17 protein-coding genes are annotated in these 18,619 nt (G+C 43.3%); 7 read left to right on the forward strand and 10 right to left on the reverse strand.

Features of this window, described 5'->3' with window-relative positions:
* Positions 1 to 208 precede the first annotated feature (208 nt).
* The 3 genes from nagB (at position 209) to gltP (ending at position 4,263) form a co-directional block, all read left to right on the forward strand.
* Positions 209 to 958 (forward strand): glucosamine-6-phosphate deaminase, encoded by a 750-nt coding sequence (nagB, locus tag ACQVGT_RS19360; RefSeq protein WP_015382650.1) that lies wholly within the window; start codon positions 209 to 211, stop codon positions 956 to 958.
* Positions 959 to 978: 20 nt separating this feature from the next.
* The gene (gene ptsG, locus ACQVGT_RS19365) at positions 979 to 2,874 is read left to right on the forward strand and encodes a glucose-specific PTS transporter subunit IIBC (RefSeq protein ID WP_015482740.1); all 1,896 of its coding nucleotides are present in this window, start codon (positions 979 to 981) and stop codon (positions 2,872 to 2,874) included.
* A 144-nt stretch (positions 2,875 to 3,018) separates the two neighbouring features.
* A complete protein-coding gene (gene gltP, locus ACQVGT_RS19370; protein WP_003234847.1) occupies positions 3,019 to 4,263 on the forward strand; it encodes a glutamate-aspartate/proton symporter GltP in 1,245 nt (414 codons plus the stop codon).
* Positions 4,264 to 4,298: 35 nt separating this feature from the next.
* On the opposite strand, the gene trhO is transcribed toward gltP, so the two are convergent.
* The 10 genes from trhO to purT all read right to left on the reverse strand — a co-directional run bounded on the left by trhO (position 4,299) and on the right by purT (position 13,037).
* A complete protein-coding gene (gene trhO, locus ACQVGT_RS19375; RefSeq protein WP_015382648.1) occupies positions 4,299 to 5,267 on the reverse strand; it encodes an oxygen-dependent tRNA uridine(34) hydroxylase TrhO in 969 nt (322 codons plus the stop codon).
* Positions 5,268 to 5,515: 248 nt separating this feature from the next.
* Complete coding sequence (locus tag ACQVGT_RS19380; RefSeq protein WP_041517621.1) at positions 5,516 to 6,856, reverse strand: erythromycin esterase family protein; 1,341 nt, start codon at positions 6,854 to 6,856, stop codon at positions 5,516 to 5,518.
* Positions 6,857 to 6,960: 104 nt separating this feature from the next.
* Positions 6,961 to 7,239, reverse strand: a complete 279-nt coding sequence (locus ACQVGT_RS19385) for a hypothetical protein (RefSeq protein WP_015382646.1) — start codon at positions 7,237 to 7,239, stop codon at positions 6,961 to 6,963.
* A gap of 54 nt (positions 7,240 to 7,293) precedes the next feature.
* The gene (locus ACQVGT_RS19390) at positions 7,294 to 8,085 is read right to left on the reverse strand and encodes a phosphatidylserine decarboxylase (protein ID WP_014475662.1); all 792 of its coding nucleotides are present in this window, start codon (positions 8,083 to 8,085) and stop codon (positions 7,294 to 7,296) included.
* Entirely contained in the window at positions 8,078 to 8,566 is a 489-nt protein-coding gene (locus tag ACQVGT_RS19395; protein WP_003234861.1) for a DedA family protein, read from the reverse strand. The genes ACQVGT_RS19390 and ACQVGT_RS19395 overlap by 8 nt, the downstream gene beginning before the upstream one ends.
* Positions 8,557 to 9,090, reverse strand: a complete 534-nt coding sequence (gene pssA, locus ACQVGT_RS19400; protein WP_014475661.1) for a CDP-diacylglycerol--serine O-phosphatidyltransferase — start codon at positions 9,088 to 9,090, stop codon at positions 8,557 to 8,559. The genes ACQVGT_RS19395 and pssA overlap by 10 nt, the downstream gene beginning before the upstream one ends.
* A gap of 194 nt (positions 9,091 to 9,284) precedes the next feature.
* The gene (gene cesB, locus ACQVGT_RS19405) at positions 9,285 to 10,175 is read right to left on the reverse strand and encodes an enantioselective carboxylesterase CesB (RefSeq protein WP_015482737.1); all 891 of its coding nucleotides are present in this window, start codon (positions 10,173 to 10,175) and stop codon (positions 9,285 to 9,287) included.
* Positions 10,176 to 10,346: 171 nt separating this feature from the next.
* Entirely contained in the window at positions 10,347 to 10,745 is a 399-nt protein-coding gene (locus tag ACQVGT_RS19410; protein ID WP_015482736.1) for a YbfJ family protein, read from the reverse strand.
* Positions 10,708 to 11,649, reverse strand: coding sequence for an extracellular metalloprotease Mpr (mpr, locus tag ACQVGT_RS19415; protein WP_015252930.1), 942 nt, complete (start codon positions 11,647 to 11,649; stop codon positions 10,708 to 10,710). The genes ACQVGT_RS19410 and mpr overlap by 38 nt, the downstream gene beginning before the upstream one ends.
* A gap of 143 nt (positions 11,650 to 11,792) precedes the next feature.
* Positions 11,793 to 13,037 (reverse strand): phosphoribosylglycinamide formyltransferase 2, encoded by a 1,245-nt coding sequence (purT, locus tag ACQVGT_RS19420; RefSeq protein ID WP_015382642.1) that lies wholly within the window; start codon positions 13,035 to 13,037, stop codon positions 11,793 to 11,795.
* A 282-nt stretch (positions 13,038 to 13,319) separates the two neighbouring features.
* Between purT and ACQVGT_RS19425 the strand changes: the two genes are divergently transcribed.
* The 4 genes from ACQVGT_RS19425 to ACQVGT_RS19440 all read left to right on the forward strand — a co-directional run bounded on the left by ACQVGT_RS19425 (position 13,320) and on the right by ACQVGT_RS19440 (position 18,296).
* Complete coding sequence (locus tag ACQVGT_RS19425) at positions 13,320 to 15,362, forward strand: T7SS effector LXG polymorphic toxin (RefSeq protein ID WP_041517617.1); 2,043 nt, start codon at positions 13,320 to 13,322, stop codon at positions 15,360 to 15,362.
* Between the two features lie 12 nt (positions 15,363 to 15,374).
* On the forward strand, positions 15,375 to 16,400 hold the full coding sequence (locus tag ACQVGT_RS19430) for an ADP-ribosylglycohydrolase family protein (protein WP_015252933.1): 1,026 nt from the start codon (positions 15,375 to 15,377) through the stop codon (positions 16,398 to 16,400).
* A 151-nt stretch (positions 16,401 to 16,551) separates the two neighbouring features.
* Positions 16,552 to 17,379, forward strand: a complete 828-nt coding sequence (locus ACQVGT_RS19435) for an AraC family ligand binding domain-containing protein (RefSeq protein WP_015382640.1) — start codon at positions 16,552 to 16,554, stop codon at positions 17,377 to 17,379.
* Complete coding sequence (locus tag ACQVGT_RS19440) at positions 17,376 to 18,296, forward strand: DMT family transporter (protein WP_015382639.1); 921 nt, start codon at positions 17,376 to 17,378, stop codon at positions 18,294 to 18,296. Before ACQVGT_RS19435 ends, ACQVGT_RS19440 begins: the two co-directional genes overlap by 4 nt.
* Positions 18,297 to 18,619: the final 323 nt, after the last annotated feature.

Genomic DNA, 18,619 nt, shown 5'->3' on the forward strand with positions numbered 1-18,619 from the left:
CCATTCTGTATGCAATCCGTTCTTTTTCATTGAGACCATAATACCATTTGCCATCCCAATATGAAAGATTTGTATCCTTCTTTTATAACAAATTTTCAGAAATTAATATTGACAGTTTGATAAGGGCGGTGCTAAATTCGTAATGACAAGTATCATAAATTGGTCATAACAAATATGATGCTTGTCTATCTCTTTGAGGGGGTGTCACATGAAGATTCTGATCGCTGAGCACTACGCAGAACTCTGTAAGTTAAGCGCTGCCATTATTAAAGAACAAATACAAGCTAAGAAAGATGCCGTTCTCGGCCTGGCAACAGGAAGCACACCGGTCGGCTTGTATAAGCAGTTGATTTCAGACTATCAGGCAGGCGAAATTGATTTTTCAAAGGTTACTACATTTAATTTGGATGAATACGCTGGTCTCTCTCCATCTCATCCGCAAAGTTATAACCATTTTATGCATGAGCATCTTTTTCAGCATATCAATATGCAGCCTGATCATATTCATATCCCGCAAGGAGACAATCCGCAGCTTGAGGCTCAATGTAAAGTATACGAAGATCTCATCTGCCAGGCGGGAGGCATTGATGTCCAGATTCTCGGCATCGGCGCCAATGGCCATATCGGTTTCAATGAACCGGGATCTGATTTTGAAGACCGGACACGTGTTGTGAAGCTCTCGGAAAGCACGATACAGGCAAATGCCAGATTCTTCGGCGGCGATCCGGTGCTGGTTCCGAGACTCGCGATTTCAATGGGCATTAAAACCATCATGGAATTCAGCAAACATATTGTGCTTTTAGCAAGCGGAGAGGAAAAAGCAGACGCCATTCAAAAGATGGCTGAAGGTCCTGTCACGACAGAAGTACCAGCCTCCATTCTTCAAAAACACAATCATGTAACCGTTATCGCCGATTATAAAGCAGCTCAAAAATTAAAGAGTGCACCATGCTCATAACACAATAAAAGGAGACTGTCATGTTTAAAAAGGCATTTCAAATTCTGCAGCAGCTTGGCCGCGCGTTGATGACTCCGGTTGCCGTCCTGCCGGCAGCAGGTCTTTTGCTCCGTTTCGGAGACAAGGATCTACTGAACATCCCTATTATAAAGGATGCGGGCGGCGTTGTATTCGATAATCTCCCGCTGATTTTCGCCGTGGGGGTCGCGATCGGATTAGCCGGCGGAGAAGGTGTAGCCGGACTTGCCGCTGTCATCGGATACTTAATTTTAACCGTCACCCTCGACAATATGGGAAAATTGCTCGGCCTTCAGCCTCCGTATGAAGGAGCCGAGCACCTGATTGATATGGGGGTTTTCGGAGGAATCATCATCGGGCTTCTCGCCGCCTATTTATATAAGCGATTTTCATCAATCGAGCTGCATCCGGTCCTTGGATTTTTCTCTGGAAAACGCTTTGTCCCGATTATTACTTCCGTCAGTTCATTGGTGATCGGCGTCATTTTCTCATTCGTTTGGCCGCTGATCCAAAACGGAATTAACGCAGCCAGCAGTTTAATTGCCGATTCAACAGTCGGACTGTTCTTTTATGCAACGATCTATCGTTTGCTGATTCCTTTTGGCCTGCATCATATTTTTTATACACCTTTCTATTTTATGATGGGAGAATACACAGACCCATCAACAGGCAACACCGTAACCGGCGACCTGACAAGGTTTTTCGCGGGAGACCCGACAGCCGGGCGCTTTATGATGGGGGATTTCCCTTACATGATTTTCTGTCTGCCGGCAGTTGCTCTTGCCATTATCCATACCGCGCGTCCGGAAAAGAAAAAAATGATCTCTGGCGTGATGATTTCTGCGGCGCTCACATCTATGCTGACCGGAATTACAGAACCGGTTGAGTTTTCTTTCTTGTTCGTTGCGCCCGTGCTCTATTTGATTAACTCTATTCTTGCCGGCGTCATCTTTGTCGTTTGTGATTTATTCCATGTCCGCCACGGCTATACGTTCTCAGGCGGCGGAATTGACTACGTCTTGAACTACGGACTGTCTGCAAACGGCTGGGTTGTCATTCCTGTCGGGATCGTGTTTGCTTTCATTTATTATTATTTGTTCCGATTTGCGATTCTGAAATGGAATTTGAAAACGCCCGGCCGTGAGACAGATGAAGACGGTCAGAAAGAGGAGAAAGCTCCAGTTGCAAAAGACCAGCTTGCCTTTCATGTGCTGCAGGCCTTGGGCGGACAGCAAAATATCGCTAACCTGGATGCGTGTATCACTAGGCTTCGTGTGACCGTTCATCAGCCAAGCCAAGTCAGCAAGGATGAATTAAAACGGCTTGGTGCAGTAGGTGTGCTGGAGGTCAACAACAACTTCCAGGCAATATTCGGAACCAAGTCCGATGCCTTAAAAGACGACATCAAAACAATCATGGCCGGAGGCGTCCCGGACACTGCCGCCGCACTGGACACGGTAACTGACAAACCGCAGAAGCCCGATTCCAGTGAGACCTTTATTTATCCGATTAAAGGAGAAACAGTCTCATTAAAAGATGTGCCTGATCAAGTCTTTTCAGAAAAAATGATGGGCGAGGGCTTTGCGATTATACCATCAGAAGGAAAAGTCGTTGCACCTGCGGACGGCGAGATCGTCTCGATTTTTCCGACAAAACACGCCATCGGCTTTATGAGCGCCGGCGGCACTGAAATCCTGATTCATGTCGGCGTTGATACCGTCAAACTAAATGGGGAAGGCTTTGAAGCACATGTCACAAGCGGACAAGCGGTCAAACAAGGCGAACTGCTTCTCACCTTTGATCTCAATTACATCAAGCAGCATGCCGCTTCAGCAATAACACCGGTTATTTTCACAAATACCTCTGAAGAAGGTCTAAAGCACATTCAAATGAAGTAAAAAAGTCCCCCCTGCTGCGGGGGACTTTTTCGCCAACATAATGAAAGCGCTATCAAAATAAAATAACTTGAAAAAAGGTGTTTGCATTTGAATCACGAATGATATGAATATGCCTACATTCTATCGTTCTAAAGGGGGATTCATTTGAAAAAATTAATCGCGTTTCAAATTTTAATCGCTTTGGCTGTCGGCGCGGTGATCGGCCACTTTTTTCCTGATTTCGGGATGGCACTGAGGCCTGTCGGAGATGGATTTATCCGCCTGATTAAAATGATTGTTGTACCGATTGTATTTTCTACCATTGTCATTGGAGCCGCAGGAAGCGGAAGCATGAAAAAAATGGGCAGCCTCGGCATCAAGACGATCATTTGGTTCGAAGTGATTACAACATTGGTATTAGGACTTGGACTTTTATTAGCGAATGTCTTAAAACCAGGTGTCGGGCTTGACCTCTCCCATTTGGCAAAAAAAGATATCCATGAACTTTCCGGCTACACAGACAAAGTTGTTGATTTCAAGCAAATGATCCTGGATATTATCCCTACAAACATTATTGATGTCATGGCCAGAAATGATTTGCTTGCCGTTATTTTCTTCGCCATTTTATTTGGTGTCGCCGCAGCTGGTATCGGCAAAGCTTCTGAACCAGTAATGAAGTTTTTTGAATCTACAGCTCAGATTATGTTCAAGCTCACGCAAATCGTCATGGTCACTGCTCCTATCGGCGTGTTAGCCCTGATGGCTGCTTCTGTAGGCCAATATGGCATTGAACTCCTCCTCCCTATGTTTAAGCTGGTTGGCACCGTATTCCTTGGCCTGTTCCTGATCCTCTTTGTCCTCTTTCCGCTTGTCGGTCTCATCTTTCAGATTAAGTATTTCGAAGTATTGAAAATGATATGGGATCTGTTTTTAATTGCATTTTCCACCACCAGCACTGAAACCATTCTCCCTCAGCTGATGGATAGAATGGAGAAATACGGCTGTCCCAAACGAGTGGTATCATTTGTCGTTCCCTCCGGCTTGTCATTGAACTGTGACGGCTCCAGCTTATATTTATCGGTTTCTTGTATCTTTCTCGCACAGGCCTTTCAAGTAGACATGACATTGTCCCAGCAGCTGCTCATGATGCTTGTGCTTGTGATGACGAGTAAAGGCATTGCAGCTGTACCCTCAGGATCACTTGTAGTTCTTCTGGCGACTGCCAATGCTGTAGGACTGCCGGCTGAAGGCGTTGCCATTATCGCGGGTGTTGACCGCGTCATGGATATGGCGAGAACAGGCGTGAACGTACCGGGACATGCGATCGCCTGTATCGTGGTATCAAAATGGGAAAAGGCCTTCCGCCAAAAAGAATGGGTTTCCGCAAACAGCCAAACTGAAAGCATATAGAAAAAAGAACACCTCAATCCGAGGTGTTCTTTTTATTATTCAGCAGCAGCGTGATCTTCTGTTTCAATCGCTGCCAGTCTTGCGTTTACTTCTTCTTCTGTCATATTATGCTCTTTCACATACAGGTTTCTTGGGTTCGTGCGGCATTCGTGGCTGCAGCTGCGCATATATTTATACTCATTTTCCGGTGTGCATATCAATTTTTTATTGCAAGATGGATTTGCGCAGTTCACATAACGCTCACACGGTTCTCCTGTAAAGTAGTCCTTGCCGACAATCACATGCTCAACACGGTTGACAGGCACGCTGATTCTTTCATCAAATACGTAGCACTGGCCGTCCCAAAGCTTGCCTTGCACCTCAGGATCTTTTCCGTATGTCACGATTCCGCCGTCAAGCTGTGCTACATCTTCAAAGCCTTGCTTCACCAGCCACCCTGAGAACTTTTCACAGCGTACGCCGCCTGTACAGTACGTTAAAATCTTTTTGCCTTCAAGCATATCTTTGTGTTCTTCAATCCATTCGGGTAATTCGCGGAAGGCTTCGATGTCAGGACGGACCGCACCTCTGAAATGGCCAAGGTCATACTCGTAATCGTTACGCGCGTCGATGACAATTGTGTTTGGATCCTGCATCTTCTCATAAAATTCTGCAGGCTTCAAATGCTGGCCTGTTGTTTCGTTCGGATCGACATCATCTTCAAGACGAAGCGTTACAAGCTCTTTTTTATGGCGGACGAAGATTTTTTTGAAGGCATGGCCTTCTGCTTCATCAATTTTAAATACCATGTCCGCAAAACGAGGATCAGCTTTCATTGTTTCCATATATTTTTCAGTCTGTTCAACCGTACCTGATACCGTACCGTTAATTCCTTCAGAAGAAACAAGGATACGGCCTAACAAACCAAGCTCCTTACAAAAAGCCAGATGCTGCTCTCTAAACGCCTCTGGATCTTCAATCGGAACATATTTATAGTAAAGTAATACTCTGTATTGTTTTTCCATGTTTTAAACACCCTGTTCAATTATAGTTAGTTGCTATGCACACTCTTACTATATCATACAGGAAAATGCCGCAAAGATGAACAGATCCGCCCAGACTGATAAAAATATCCAAGCTCTTACAAACCTAAGCGGCACAAGGGTTTCTCATGGTACACAAGTATTTTCCATTCATTTACTAATAGATGTAGTTATCTGAAAACTATCAAACAAAGGGTGAACTCCACCTGTTATAGCACAGGGGACACCGTTCACTTGATAATGACAGATGGCGTGATATGCTCCAGCCAAATGACACCATCATATTGTTCCTTAAGGATCATCTGCTCTTCTGTGAATCCCCAATAGAGTGCTGTGCGCGGGGTATACATCCACGAAGTGCCTTTCTTGTTTTTTGTATGGAGAAAATCAACAAAAACAGCCGGCCGGTCCGCCGCTTTCAGCAAAGCTTCAAGGCTCCCAAACGGCGGCGGGCTTGTAACCGGCTTAACAGTCTTATTATCGGAGCTATCAAGACTTGCACCTGAGTAAGCATAAATGCCAATCGTATATGTTTGTTTTTTCAGCCGCTCCGGCAAATAATCACCCATGTTAGGGCCGTTTAGCTGTACCCAGTCCTTTATCATCTTCGTATTCTGTTTGCGCAGATGGTAATTGTGGCCCCAGACAATGATTTTCTTTTTCGGATAAAGGGTGTCAGCTACCCACTGAAATTGCTCAGCCATCATGCGGTCTCTCATAAAGAATGAAAAATCCTCAATATTCTCCGGATACTCCTCTAGTTTTTCTTTCATTTCTTCCAGCATATACGTTTCCATTACGTCAATTCTCAGCTGAAGAGAATGCATAAACATCTCATAAGCTTTCGGCTCTTTTGGAAGGTTATCTTTTAGCTCTGAAGCATGTGTTTTAGCGAACTTGATCAGCTTCTGATAGTTTTTCACAAGCTCTTGCTTCTTTTGCGTAAATTCATCAAACGTGTTGCTGTCTGTCACCAATGTCGAAAACTCATTTTCTGATTGGGAGAGCAACTCTGCTTTCTCAGGGTCCACCGCTTTTACCCATTGAGTCGCAGCATCATTGAATGAATTCTTCATGCTTTGAATATCAAAACCGGTAAGGATCAGCGGATCGCCTTTCTCTTTTTGCTCTTTCATGTAATCAAACAATTCAACGACAACTTCTGTGTGCCATACAGCGTAAATGGAGTTTTTCATCGTGCTTTTAGGGGTTAATTGGTCCATATTAAGGTAGGATGCATTTGTATCAGGAAAGCCGGACTCAAAGGCCAATACATCGTATCCCAGCTCTTCGTGGAGATATTTGATCATGCGGACCTTTGTGGCGTTGATTTCACCAGCGCCGTGTGTGGTTTCTCCTAACTGAACGATTCGTTTTCCCTTCAGCACCTTCTTCAGAAAGCGAAGGTCTTTGTTTGAAGCATTGGAAGCATCCAGCGGCTGTGCATGTCGTTCAATCCATGAATCCCAATATTTTTCTTCAGAAGCAGCACGGGCAGAGGCTGAAAAAGAAGAAAACGCCAGACAAACGATCAGCAGCGGCAGGGTCATTCTCACTATCATTCGTTTCAATTCTATCTCTCCTTTTCTGCTAGGTTCTCTAGTCATTACGAGATAGATATAGAAAAAGTTTCCTTTTCCTGCCAACAAAAAAAGCTTCTCTGTTGAAAGAAGCTTTAGCTGAATTCTCTCATCACCTGATGAAAGTAAAACCGATACGTATTTCGTAAAAATGTCTCAACCGGAAGCTGCACATCCGCTTGGTATTTGCTGATGATGAATGGAAACCGCTCAATTCCTTTTTCGCGCAAATTGTTCACTTGCTCTTCATCTCTTGCCTTCTCATGCAAAACTGTTTCAACGATCGGCCAGCATACTTCTCGCACTTGCCGCAGGACGGCTTCATCTCCGGTGTTCTGATAATCTGTAATCAAGCTGATGATTTGTTTCTCCATGAGTCTCACCTTTCTTCAAAAAAAGAGGCGCTGCGTTTATGCAAGCTCCTCTTTTTACTCTTCGTAACCTATCAGTTCTCCGACTTGAACTTCTTGGCCTTCTGTTAAATTGGCGGACGGCTGGAACGCGTCTTTTTCAAAAATCAAAATGACGGTTGACCCGAATGAAAAGTATCCCAGCTCCTCGCCGATCTCCAATTCAGCACGAGTATTCGTCTGCACGATAGAATTAATATTCATCGCGCCGACAGGAATCATCAGGACATTTCGGCTGCCGCTATTCAGCTCGTACACAAACCGGTAATTTTTCGACAGCACATCTTTCCCGTATTTTAAGCCTAGTTGATTTACCGGGTATGAGCGATTTCCGAGCTCGGCCAGCTTTTGATACCTGCAGCTGATCGGAGAATGGAAACGGTGATAATGCCTCGGGCTTAGATACAGCACGACGAAGTAACCGCCATTGTATTGATGGTCTGCGCTTTTACAGCCGGTCAGCTCAGCGAATGAGTAATCTTTCCCCTTCACCGTAAAGGTTTGATTCGGGTTGATGATTCCTACCGTCTGAACCACACCGTCAACAGGGCTGACCACCGCATGCGCCTCTTTTGATACAGGGCGCCGCTCCAGATTTATTTGTCGAATGAACAATTCGGACAGCGATCCGTAATCAGCAGCCGTACCGTCCACATCATCCCAATTCAGCCGAAAATGTTTTGAGAAAAGCGGAATGACCGGTTTGCTGATTTTTGACTCGCAAAATCCTTTAATCAGATAGGATGACAGACGATGATTCGTCAGCTCTATCAATGATCGATACAGAATCTTTACAGCCGTATTAAACATGAATAATCCCTATAACCCTTCCGATTGTAATAAAAACAAAGCACCATAAAAAGGCGCCGATTGCCGCAAACGCAACATACGTTTTCAGATCCATTTTGCCGATCCCCGAAAAGTAGCACGTCACATGTCTGACGCCGGGAATAAAATAACCTAAAATAAGAGAATATGGACCGTATTTCTTCATCCATTTTTCCACTTTCATCATTCTTTTTTCTTTTAAGCCGACCCACTTGCCGTACTTGTCAATAAACGGGCGTCCGGCTTTTCTGCCAATCATGTAGCTGATCAGCATACCTAACAAAGCCCCGACAAAACTAATCAATATCGAAAGCTCATAATTCAATACATCGGTATGCGTGAAATAGCCAACAACGGTCATCATCACTTCATCTGGAATCGGCAATCCTACAATTCCTAATACGAGCATCAAAAAAATAGCGAGATAACCGTAATCCGCTATGAGCTGCTGAACTAATTCCATCTCCCGGACTCCAGGTTTTCTGCCGCATGTTTTTTAAAATGAGGGAATTTTATTTTACTCACCATCAAATATGAAAGTCCGCAAGTGCCGATTGCCAGAAGGATCGGGTTATAGGTAAAGCTTAAAATAACGAGACACATGCCCGCAAACGGAATCGGCATACCGATAAATGTCGGGAGCTTGCTTTGTTCAATGTTAAATTTAGAGAGGCGAAGCATTCCGCAAATGCTGTACGTCAATGCGCATAAGATCCCGATAAATGGCAGGGTATACAACGCGACACTGTAAGCAAGCATAGAAGGAGCCACCCCAAACGTAACCAGATCGGCAAACGAATCCAGTTCTTTCCCCATATCAGAAACGGCATTCAGCTTACGAGCAGCCATCCCGTCAAAGAAATCAAGGAACATGCCTGTAAAAATAAAAAGCACTGCTGAATGAATGTTGTGATATAGCAAGGAATGAATCGCCAGCAATCCGCAAATGAAGTTTCCTATCGTAATCATACAGGGGATGTAATTCACAGTGTAACCAAACCTCCAATTGTAAAACCATCTATATTATTTGACGATAGTGATCGAATAGCGTTACAGGAAAAATTTTTCTCCAATAAGCATGATAACATAGAATGCTCCAAAAAAAGCAGCATTCAAATTCTATTATTATACAACATTTGTTACCTTTTGAAAAATGAATGCCAATCTTTTCATGTTCCTTACTATTTTATCCCCCCGCATAAAAAGGACAAGACGCGTTGATTGACGTACTCTGGCTGCTCCAGAGATAACAGATGTCCGGCGTTCTTTACGATTTCAGCCTGAATTCCCGGCACCAATACCGAAGCCCGCTCAAAGGCCATTTGCTGATGGTACATGACCTCGTGCTCACCGAACATCAGAAGTACCGGGACTTGTATCGATTTCAATTCCTGGTCTGTGAACACGTACGGAAAGCCGTTTTCTGTCGGCTTCAGGCTCCTTTGTTCCTCCTTCCATTCCACGCCCGCCACAATTTGTCTTTGCAGTAAAGGATGCAGATCATAACTGTTGCCTGTGATCCACTTGATATATGATTCAGCTCCTCTTGCCCCTGTAAGCTCTGCAGCGTATTTATAGACATCCGGATGAAATGAAATAAACGCTTCAGCGGGACTCATAACAACCGCCCGCTCTACTCTTTCAGGCGCGCGGAGTAAGAAATTCACGATATGGGAGCCGCCAAGCGAAAGACCGGCCAGGTGTGCCGTCTCAAGTCCAAGAGAATCAAAGACATCTTTCATCCATTCTGCAAAATCAGCTCTCGTTTCCATGGCTGCTGATGGTATACTTTTATTTTTGTCTCCTATTATATCGACCGCATATGTACGAAATTGACGGCTCAACGCCGCGATATTCGGATACCACATCGCAGAGCTGAAAAGGCCCCCGTGAAGCAAAATGAGCGAAGGTGCGTCCTTTGGCCCACTTGCAATAATATGTGTTTTTCCAAAACGAGTAGAAACATAGAATGCTTCCGACTCAATCGGCCACAAAGAAAGGCTTTGATCATATGCCTGGTAAAAGCGCAGACCACTTTCAACCGCGGCAAACTGCATTGAATCTTGTATCATCTTCTTCTTTTTCCTCCGGGTTTGATTAATATAAAATAAGGGATAGCGCCCCTTTTGTCTCGTAAGAAAAAATACCTATTTCTTATTATCTCACATAATAAATTTCCAGTATATAGTTTGGTTTCCTGCAATAAATAAAAAAAGGCAGTTCCCTTAAAATCAAGGAAACTGCTATTCTTTGAAGACTAACGGAATGGCATGATCTTTCTTATCCTCTGTTAACGAGATGTGATGGGTTACTGATATTTCACCCTTCGTCAACGCGACTGAGTAATCGCCTTTTCTGCCGGTATCCCATTTGATATCTCCGTTTTTGTCTGTTTTACCGAGTATCTCGCCAATCTCTGTACTCGGCTCCTCATCTGAAGAGGGCGCTTTGACAATCGTCACTTGAACCCCTTCGACCGGCAGCCCCTTAGCATCCTCCACATGAAGAGTGACAGGAATAGTCGTTTCTTTTTGAGAAGAATGCGTCTGCGAACTGCATCCGCATAAAAACAAAATAGACATGAATATGGCTAGTTTGCTGTATTTATTGATTTGCCCAATATTGAATATTGTTGAATACATCGTTCGTCACCCTTGTTCCCAAGTTATATGACGATCCTCCGTTCGTGTGAATGGCAATAGCTGTCTGCCCTGTATCACTGTAGTTTCGATAAACAGGCGAGCCGCTTTGGCAGCCGTACGTATCGGTTGTATAGGTCAGCTTATACGTTTCAGCGGAGCGTATCGGCTTTGTATCAGACCACATCGTGCCAAAGGTTTTGTCACACGGGAATCCTGTCACTGACGAGGAAAGGCCCACGGGACTGCTGCTGTTTGTAGTCCGGTAGCCGTACCAGCCAACCGTGTTTCCAGGAGAACCGTTTAATTTAATAGCTCCGTAATCATAATTGGTGTCTTTGCTTTCCGTCCATCCTTTGACGGAGTAAAACATCGTGCCTGAATAAGTACCGTACGGATAGGAAGAACCATTGCGGCCCGGCGCGGCGGTTATCGTCGAAGCCCATCCATGATCCTGGCTGTACACACAATGTCCAGCCGTGACGACTGTATTTGGATTGACTAAAAATCCGGTACATCCATAAGTGCTTGAAGTGTTGGGATACTTGATTGACAGTTGAACGGTTGCTCTATATGGAAAAGATGTCGTGCTGGAGATTCTGGTGCGTTCATCAGTTCCGATAATGCTCGAAGGCTGTAAGGTTTGAATGTTTTTCTCCAGTTCCGTTTGGCCGCCGTATAACGATTTACTTGTTTTTCCGGTTCCCTCATAAGGGGCAGAAACCTGTTCTGCTTTTGACGTTTGGTTTTTCGTGGCATCAGCTTCTTTACCGGTATTCGATACAGAAGTTTGCGGGTTCTCTGCCGCTTTTGCCGGTACGCCAAAAGATACCGCTGCTGCCAAAGCCAAACACAAAACCGTTAAGTAAGCGAACCATTGTTTTCTGAATCTTGGAACTAATTTCATTTTGTCATCTCCCTCCTTTAGTGTCAACCACCCGTATTGATGGAAGACTTTTACATTATAATCAGGTTTCTGATTCTTATGATAAAACTTTTACGGAGAAAGAAAAAAACAGGCCTTGTACCATGACAAGGCCTGCTCAAACTCTATTTTATCGTTAGCTGGTCCAACGCTTTCTTTGCATTCTCTCTTGCCGTTTCAACTGAATCAGCAGCAGAGAGCGCAACTGCCATACGACGTCCGGCTTTCGTTATCGGCTTTCCAAAGACGCGCACTTGAGTCTTTGGGACTGCCAGTGCGTTTTCCAATCCTTCAACAGTGTAATCCGCTAATTCTTCCGGCGCTTTGAGGGGCCTGCTGGCGCCAGGAGAAAGCTGTGTGATTTCTGTAATCGGAAAGCCTAGAATCGCCTGGACATGCAGTGCAAATTCTGACAAATTTTGCGTCACCAGCGTGACAAGGCCTGTATCATGCGGACGGGGAGATACCTCACTGAAATATACCCTATCTTTCGCAAGGAACAGCTCAACACCAAACAGGCCGTATCCGCCAAGCTCATCCGTGATCGTTTTCGCAATATGCTTCGCTTCTTCTATTTGCTGCTCTGTCAAATCATGCGGCTGCCATGATTCGATATAATCCCCGTCCTTTTGCACATGACCGATCGGCTCGCAAAATGCCGTACCGTTAACCGCACGTACGGTTAAAAGTGTGATTTCTGATTCGAATGGGATAAACTCCTCAACGATTACACGGCCGTTTTTCACCCGTCCGCCTTCCATCGCCGTCTCCCAGCAGCTCTCTAAATCCGATTCAGAGCGGCAGATACTTTGGCCTTTTCCAGAAGAACTCATCAATGGTTTAACGACACAAGGAAAACCGATCTGTGCTGCCGCTTGTATAAATTCATCATATGTATTCGCAAATTCATAGCCAGCCGTCGCAAGTCCAAGCGTTTCCGCCGCAAGCCGTCTAATGCCTTCCCGATCCATCGTCAGCTTGGCCGCACGGGCATTCGGGATGACATGAAATCCTTCCTCTTCAAGCTTCAGCAATTCATCCGTCGCGATCGCCTCCACCTCAGGCACAATCAAATCCGGCTTTTCTTTCTCAATAATGGCTCTGATCTGCTCTGGGTCCAGCATATCAACGACATAACTGTTATGTGCGACCTGCATCGCCGGAGCATGCTCGTAACTGTCAACTGCCACCGTCTGTACCCCAAGACGCTGGGCTTCAATCACTACCTCTTTACCTAACTCACCTGAACCTAACAATAAAACCTTCTTTGATTGATACATCTTTGCCCCTCCTATCTGTTCCAAACCATTATAACTGAAATATTTGAAAAATAAATTTTTATTAAAAAAGATAAAATAAGAATTCATCACGAGTTGCATGATTAGAAGGCTTTCCACAAAAAAATGGCTGGCGAACTCCGCACATACCGTACAGTACCACCTGAAATCTTCAATATAAAAACTGAGATCTGGAAGCCACCAAGAATGGGTACGACAGCTGATTCCAGTAGATTTTATATCTGCGAGTAAAATGAATAATTAGAATCAGTAAAAAAGTACTGTTTTTCCTTGATTTCTCAGTTTGCGCTCCTTTCCTAAATTCACCATGGTACCATATTTACAGGGAAATTCAGGCGAAAGGACATGTATTAAATGAAGATTCTTGAAGTAAGTACGATTTTAGAAACTGCCGAAACGCGCCTTAAAGCCTACCAAACATTGAGAGAGCACATGGCTACATTGAAAAAACAGTTCAAAAAGATGGCAAACTTGGATGATGCCATGACAGGCAAAGGAGCTAACGCAATTAAAGCCTTCTATAAGGAACAAGCGACAGGGGCGGATCTGTGGCTGGACCTCATTGACATGAGAATCGCTTTTTTCAAAAATATTCCATCCGCTATTGAAGCAGCAACATTTGATGACGATGCATATATCGAGGAATCTTATCTCGATAACGAACTGTATAATGGTCTAGTCAAAGCAGACGGTATTATAGAGGCACAGCAAAAAGAAATTAAATCAATTCTGAATTCTATTGATGACATTTTACCGCTGTCCCTCTTTGACAATTCCACAGTCACCGATAAACTGGATAAAGCAGATAAAAAACGAAAAAAAACGATTACACATCTGCATAACCTTGATGAGAAACTGAACAGTGATTACGAGGCCTCCGAAGTTGTAGAACATGAGGTTCGGGCATTTTTCGAAGCGCTGACCGGTGCCACCAGCAAAGGCGGAAGTACCAACCCAATAAGTTTTAATGCAAAAGCCTTTCACGAAACAGATGTTTATCAAAACAAAGCGGATATACACAAACAAGCTCAGCAGTTCATCAAAGCAAAAAAACAGGAAGAAATCGAGTATCTCAAGAAAAAACTCGACAAAACTACTGATCCTGATGAATACCTGAAAGTTGCAGAAAAGATTGGCACTGACAACCTGAGCGCTGAGCAATTACAATATTATTCAAGCATCGTTCAAATGAAAGCACAGCAGCAAACAGGAAAAATGCTTGTCGAAGGAGGAAAAGGTGTAATTGTCGGGCTTTGGGATGCCGGAAAGGATATCGTTACCGGTGCATGCGACCTCGCAGTCGGTGCTTACGATCTTGCTATATGGTCGTATAGAGCACAGGGCAAGATGGGCATCGAAGAACAAGTCAAAGCCGGACAGGAACTCCAAAATATCATTTATAGCGCTCCCGAAACTTTTGAATACATGGTCGATTCATTTAAAAAATCTTGGAACGACAATATGGTTCATGGTGATGTCTATAGCCGCTCCCACTACATCACCTACGCAGTTGCTTCCCTTTTTGGCGCCAAGGGACTCGGAAAAGTGGCATCTGCAACAAAAGCAGGGAAATTCGTGACAAAGGAAACAAAGGCTTTTGTGAACGATCATAAATCTATAGCAAAGAACATTACTGAAAAAGCAAAACCTTATTTCAAATTGCCAAGTAACAATCAACTAGAATCTGCAATACAAGGAGTTGGGAACATTGAAAGCCCTATTCCGAAACTAGAGAAGGGTTTTGATAAGAAACTTGAAAACTTTGTCCAGATTAATAGCAGCGACCATAGCAAATCAGGTGGCGTAGGACCAAATGAAAATTCTAAAATTACACGTGATATTAAAACCGTAGAGGAAGCACACCAATGGGGGAGCAAGTATTATGACGATTGGATTAAATCATTAACCCCAAGTGAACAAGAAGCAATTAAGCAATATACTGGTGATGATTATAAAAAAATAAATGATTATCTAAGAGGAATTAGTGATTCTTTAGATGGCATTGATTTAGATACAATCTATAATATAAAGAATGGGTTGGATAAAGCGCGAGTTCCACACAATTTACAAGTTTATAGAGGAACAGACCTAAGACCTTTAGAGTCATTAATTGAAATTAACAAATATGGAGACATTAATACTGAATCATTAATTGGAAAGATTTTCAGAGACAATGGTTTTGTTAGTACAGCAATTGTTAAGGAATCATCCTTTGATCACATGGAAGTCTCATGGGAAATAAATGTTCCAGCAGGAACCAATGCAGCCTATCTCGGAAAGATAAGCCACTTTCCTAATGAAGCTGAGTTACTTTTAAATTTTGGGCAAGAGATGGTTATTAAAAGCGCACATGTTGATAGCAACAATAAGTTACATATTATTTTAGACTTAATTTAAGTGGGTGAAAAAATGAGAGGCAGAAGAATGATAGATAGATGGGAAGATGACAATAAGAGCTTTCTTAAACTTAATATAAAAAACAAAGTTCTTCCAACAATATACGGTGGCATTATAGGAGATATGTTAGGAGTCCCTGTTGAATTCAAAAAAAGAGGAGATTTTCATGTGCAGGATATGGTAGGATACGGCACCTATAATCAACCTCCTGGAACCTGGTCTGACGATACATCTCTGACCTTGTGCCTGATGGAGAATATGATTGAAAAAGGGAACATAAATGATTTAATGCAGAAATTTAAACTGTATCAAGATGAAGGTTACTGGACGCCGTATGGTGAAATGTTTGACATTGGCAGGACGACCGTTGAAGCAATTACCCGATTTAGGAAAGGTGTTCTGCCAGAAAAATGCGGCGGTCAGTCAGAATTTGATAACGGAAATGGAGCATTAATGAGAATTTCACCATTAGTGTTTATTTTGCATAAGGAATTCGATTTTGTGAAAAAAGCAGAGATGATCAAGAAATACACTGAAATAACCCATGCCCATCCGCGTGCTATAGTTGGTTCCATTATTTATGTTGAACTATTACTAAGGCTATATTATAACAATTCAATTGATACATCTTTAAGAGAAGTGAAAGAGCTTTTCGACGAGAATTTCAAAAAAGAACATATATACCATAAAGAGTTAACACATTATAAAAGAATTTTTGAAAAAAGCTTTTTGAATACACCAAGAGAAGAAATTCGATCAGACGGGTATGTCGTTCATACTTTAGAAGCGGCAATTTGGTGTTTCGGCACTACATCTTCATTTACCGAGGCTGTGCTAACAGCAGTGAACTTAGGAGAAGATACTGATACTGTAGCATCAATAACAGGATCGATAGCAGGAATGTATTATAAGCTAGATGGTATCCCAGGAGATTGGTTAGAAAAAATAGCTCGTAAGCAAGATGTTGATAAATTAATAGAAGAATTTTATCAGTATTGTGCAGATAAAGCGATTATCGAGCAATATGGGGATATTTAGATTTACGTTAAAATACTTAATCATACAAGGTAACGAAAGCAGACCAATAACGGTCTGCTTTCTCTATTCCTAAACAGCAACATCATACAAGAAATCCCCCTAAATCATGCTACACTTAATCCAAGACCACCACACCGACAGGAGGCATCCCATGCAAAACGAAACCCGCACACTGCAGCTTGACCCACACCTTCATATAGAAGCCTACCGTTTCAAGGGAATTATGCAAAAGTTCCCGAACCACTTTCACGATTATTATGTGATTGGATTTATTGAAAAAGGGCAACGGTATCTGGCCTGTCAGGATCAAGAATATATCATCAATCCTGGTGATCTTCTCCTCTTTAACCCCCGTGACACGCATAGCTGTGAACAGATTGACGGCCGGACGCTTGATTATCGGTGTATCAATGTCATGCCGGATATCATGGAGAAGGCGGTGAAAGAGATTACTGGCGCCGGGCATCTCCCTTATTTCTCCCAGCATGTGTTATTCCGCCATGAGCTGACAGCCAGCCTGCAGGAATTGCATATTTTGATATCCGAGGAAAAACAAGCTTTGCGTAAGGAGGAGCTGTTTCTTCATCTATTAGAGGAGCTGATCCGCCATTATTCAGATGTCACGTTCCTTAGCAGCGTTCCAGAACCATCAGACGAAGTCAAAATGGTTTGTGAATTTTTAGAAGAGCATTATGCAGAAAATGTCACGCTCAATGATTTGAGTGAATTAACAGGCTGGAGCAAGTATCATTTATTGCGTTCATTTACAAAACAAAAAGGCATTACCCCTAATAGCTACATGGAAACAATCCGGATTAATCAAGCGAAAAAACTCCTTGAACAAGGGGTAAGGCCGATTGATGCGGCTTTTCAGACAGGATTCAGCGATCAGAGCCATATGACGAAGTTTTTTAAACGGCAGGTGGGGCTGACGCCGAAGCAATACATGAAGATTTTTGAAAAGGAGCTTCACAGATGAACATACAAAGAGAAACTGCGGGGCATATCGCAGCCATTGTGACCATTCTGATTTGGGGGACGACCTTTATTTCGACAAAAGTTCTGCTGGCTGACTTCTCTCCAATGGAAATATTATTTTATCGGTTTTTGATGGGCTTTATCGCTCTTATCCTCGTCCGTCCCAACATGATTCCTTTCAGGAATTGGCGACAGGAGCTGTTATTTGCCGGGGCTGGTTTATTTGGCGTAACCTTATACTTTCTATTAGAAAATATAGCTCTCACCTATACATACGCATCCAATGTCGGCATGATCGTGTCCATTATTCCGATGATCACTGCGGTTTTGGCCCATTTTCTGCTTGAAGGCGAAAAACTGCGGCTGACTTTTTTCATTGGATTTGGCTCGGCACTGATCGGGCTTTTATTGATTACGTTCAACGGCAATATCGTACTGCGTCTAAATCCTCTCGGAGACATCATGGCTGCCGGGGCTGCTCTCGTGTTTGGCGGATACTCGATATTCATGAAAAAATTAAGCGCTTACGAACACCACATCATCGAGCTGACACAGAGAGTATTTTTGTATGGTTTATTGTTTATGGTTCCCGCTTTATTTTTGTTCGACTTCCATTTTGACCTAAGCCGATTTTCATCAGCTTCAAATATACTCAACATGCTTTTCTTAGGGATTGGCGCTTCGGCCCTGTGCTTCGCCACTTGGAATTACTCAGTCGGCGTGCTCGGAGCCGTCAAATCCAGTGCGTATATATACATGGTCCCGGTTATCACAATCGCCGCTTCCGTCCTGATCCTGCATGAAAACATGACATGGATCGCTCTTCTAGGAGGCGCCCTTACGCTTTTAGGCCTCTACATCTCGGAGATGAAACCGAAAGCGAAGCTGATGGAGAACGGATGTAAAATGGATGCTTAACGGCATCTATACACGGGGTGTATGGGCAGACACAAACGGCGCTCACTGCGTTCCAAATCGACTTTATCAAAATCTACCTAACAGTCTTTGCTTACCGACTGAACTTTATGTAATTCAATAACTCAAACATTGAATACTTAATTTGTACCTTTTTGACGTTGCAATATATAACAATGCTACTTCTGGACTTAAAACTTCGATTACATTTAAAAAAGGCCCTGAAGCAGGAGCAGTTGCAGTACTCTTCCGTCCATTATTAATAGTCTTGATCTCCATGGGTCCTTTTAGAGGACTCATGGAGTTATTCTTAAGGGAGGATTCTA

It is taken from the genome of Bacillus sp. SCT118 (assembly GCF_058566435.1).

What these genes read in the sequence shown, in the direction of transcription:
- nagB (WP_015382650.1), top strand. Translation starts at nt 209, where the DNA reads ATGAAGATTCTGATCGCTGAGCACTACGCAGAACTCTGTAAGTTAAGC.
- ptsG (WP_015482740.1), top strand. Translation starts at nt 979, where the DNA reads ATGTTTAAAAAGGCATTTCAAATTCTGCAGCAGCTTGGCCGCGCGTTG.
- trhO (WP_015382648.1), bottom strand. Translation starts at nt 5,267, where the DNA reads ATGGAAAAACAATACAGAGTATTACTTTACTATAAATATGTTCCGATT.
- ACQVGT_RS19385 (WP_015382646.1), bottom strand. Translation starts at nt 7,239, where the DNA reads ATGGAGAAACAAATCATCAGCTTGATTACAGATTATCAGAACACCGGA.
- ACQVGT_RS19390 (WP_014475662.1), bottom strand. Translation starts at nt 8,085, where the DNA reads ATGTTTAATACGGCTGTAAAGATTCTGTATCGATCATTGATAGAGCTG.
- ACQVGT_RS19395 (WP_003234861.1), bottom strand. Translation starts at nt 8,566, where the DNA reads ATGGAATTAGTTCAGCAGCTCATAGCGGATTACGGTTATCTCGCTATT.
- cesB (WP_015482737.1), bottom strand. Translation starts at nt 10,175, where the DNA reads ATGATACAAGATTCAATGCAGTTTGCCGCGGTTGAAAGTGGTCTGCGC.
- ACQVGT_RS19410 (WP_015482736.1), bottom strand. Translation starts at nt 10,745, where the DNA reads ATGTATTCAACAATATTCAATATTGGGCAAATCAATAAATACAGCAAA.
- mpr (WP_015252930.1), bottom strand. Translation starts at nt 11,649, where the DNA reads ATGAAATTAGTTCCAAGATTCAGAAAACAATGGTTCGCTTACTTAACG.
- ACQVGT_RS19425 (WP_041517617.1), top strand. Translation starts at nt 13,320, where the DNA reads ATGAAGATTCTTGAAGTAAGTACGATTTTAGAAACTGCCGAAACGCGC.
- ACQVGT_RS19430 (WP_015252933.1), top strand. Translation starts at nt 15,375, where the DNA reads ATGAGAGGCAGAAGAATGATAGATAGATGGGAAGATGACAATAAGAGC.
- ACQVGT_RS19435 (WP_015382640.1), top strand. Translation starts at nt 16,552, where the DNA reads ATGCAAAACGAAACCCGCACACTGCAGCTTGACCCACACCTTCATATA.
- ACQVGT_RS19440 (WP_015382639.1), top strand. Translation starts at nt 17,376, where the DNA reads ATGAACATACAAAGAGAAACTGCGGGGCATATCGCAGCCATTGTGACC.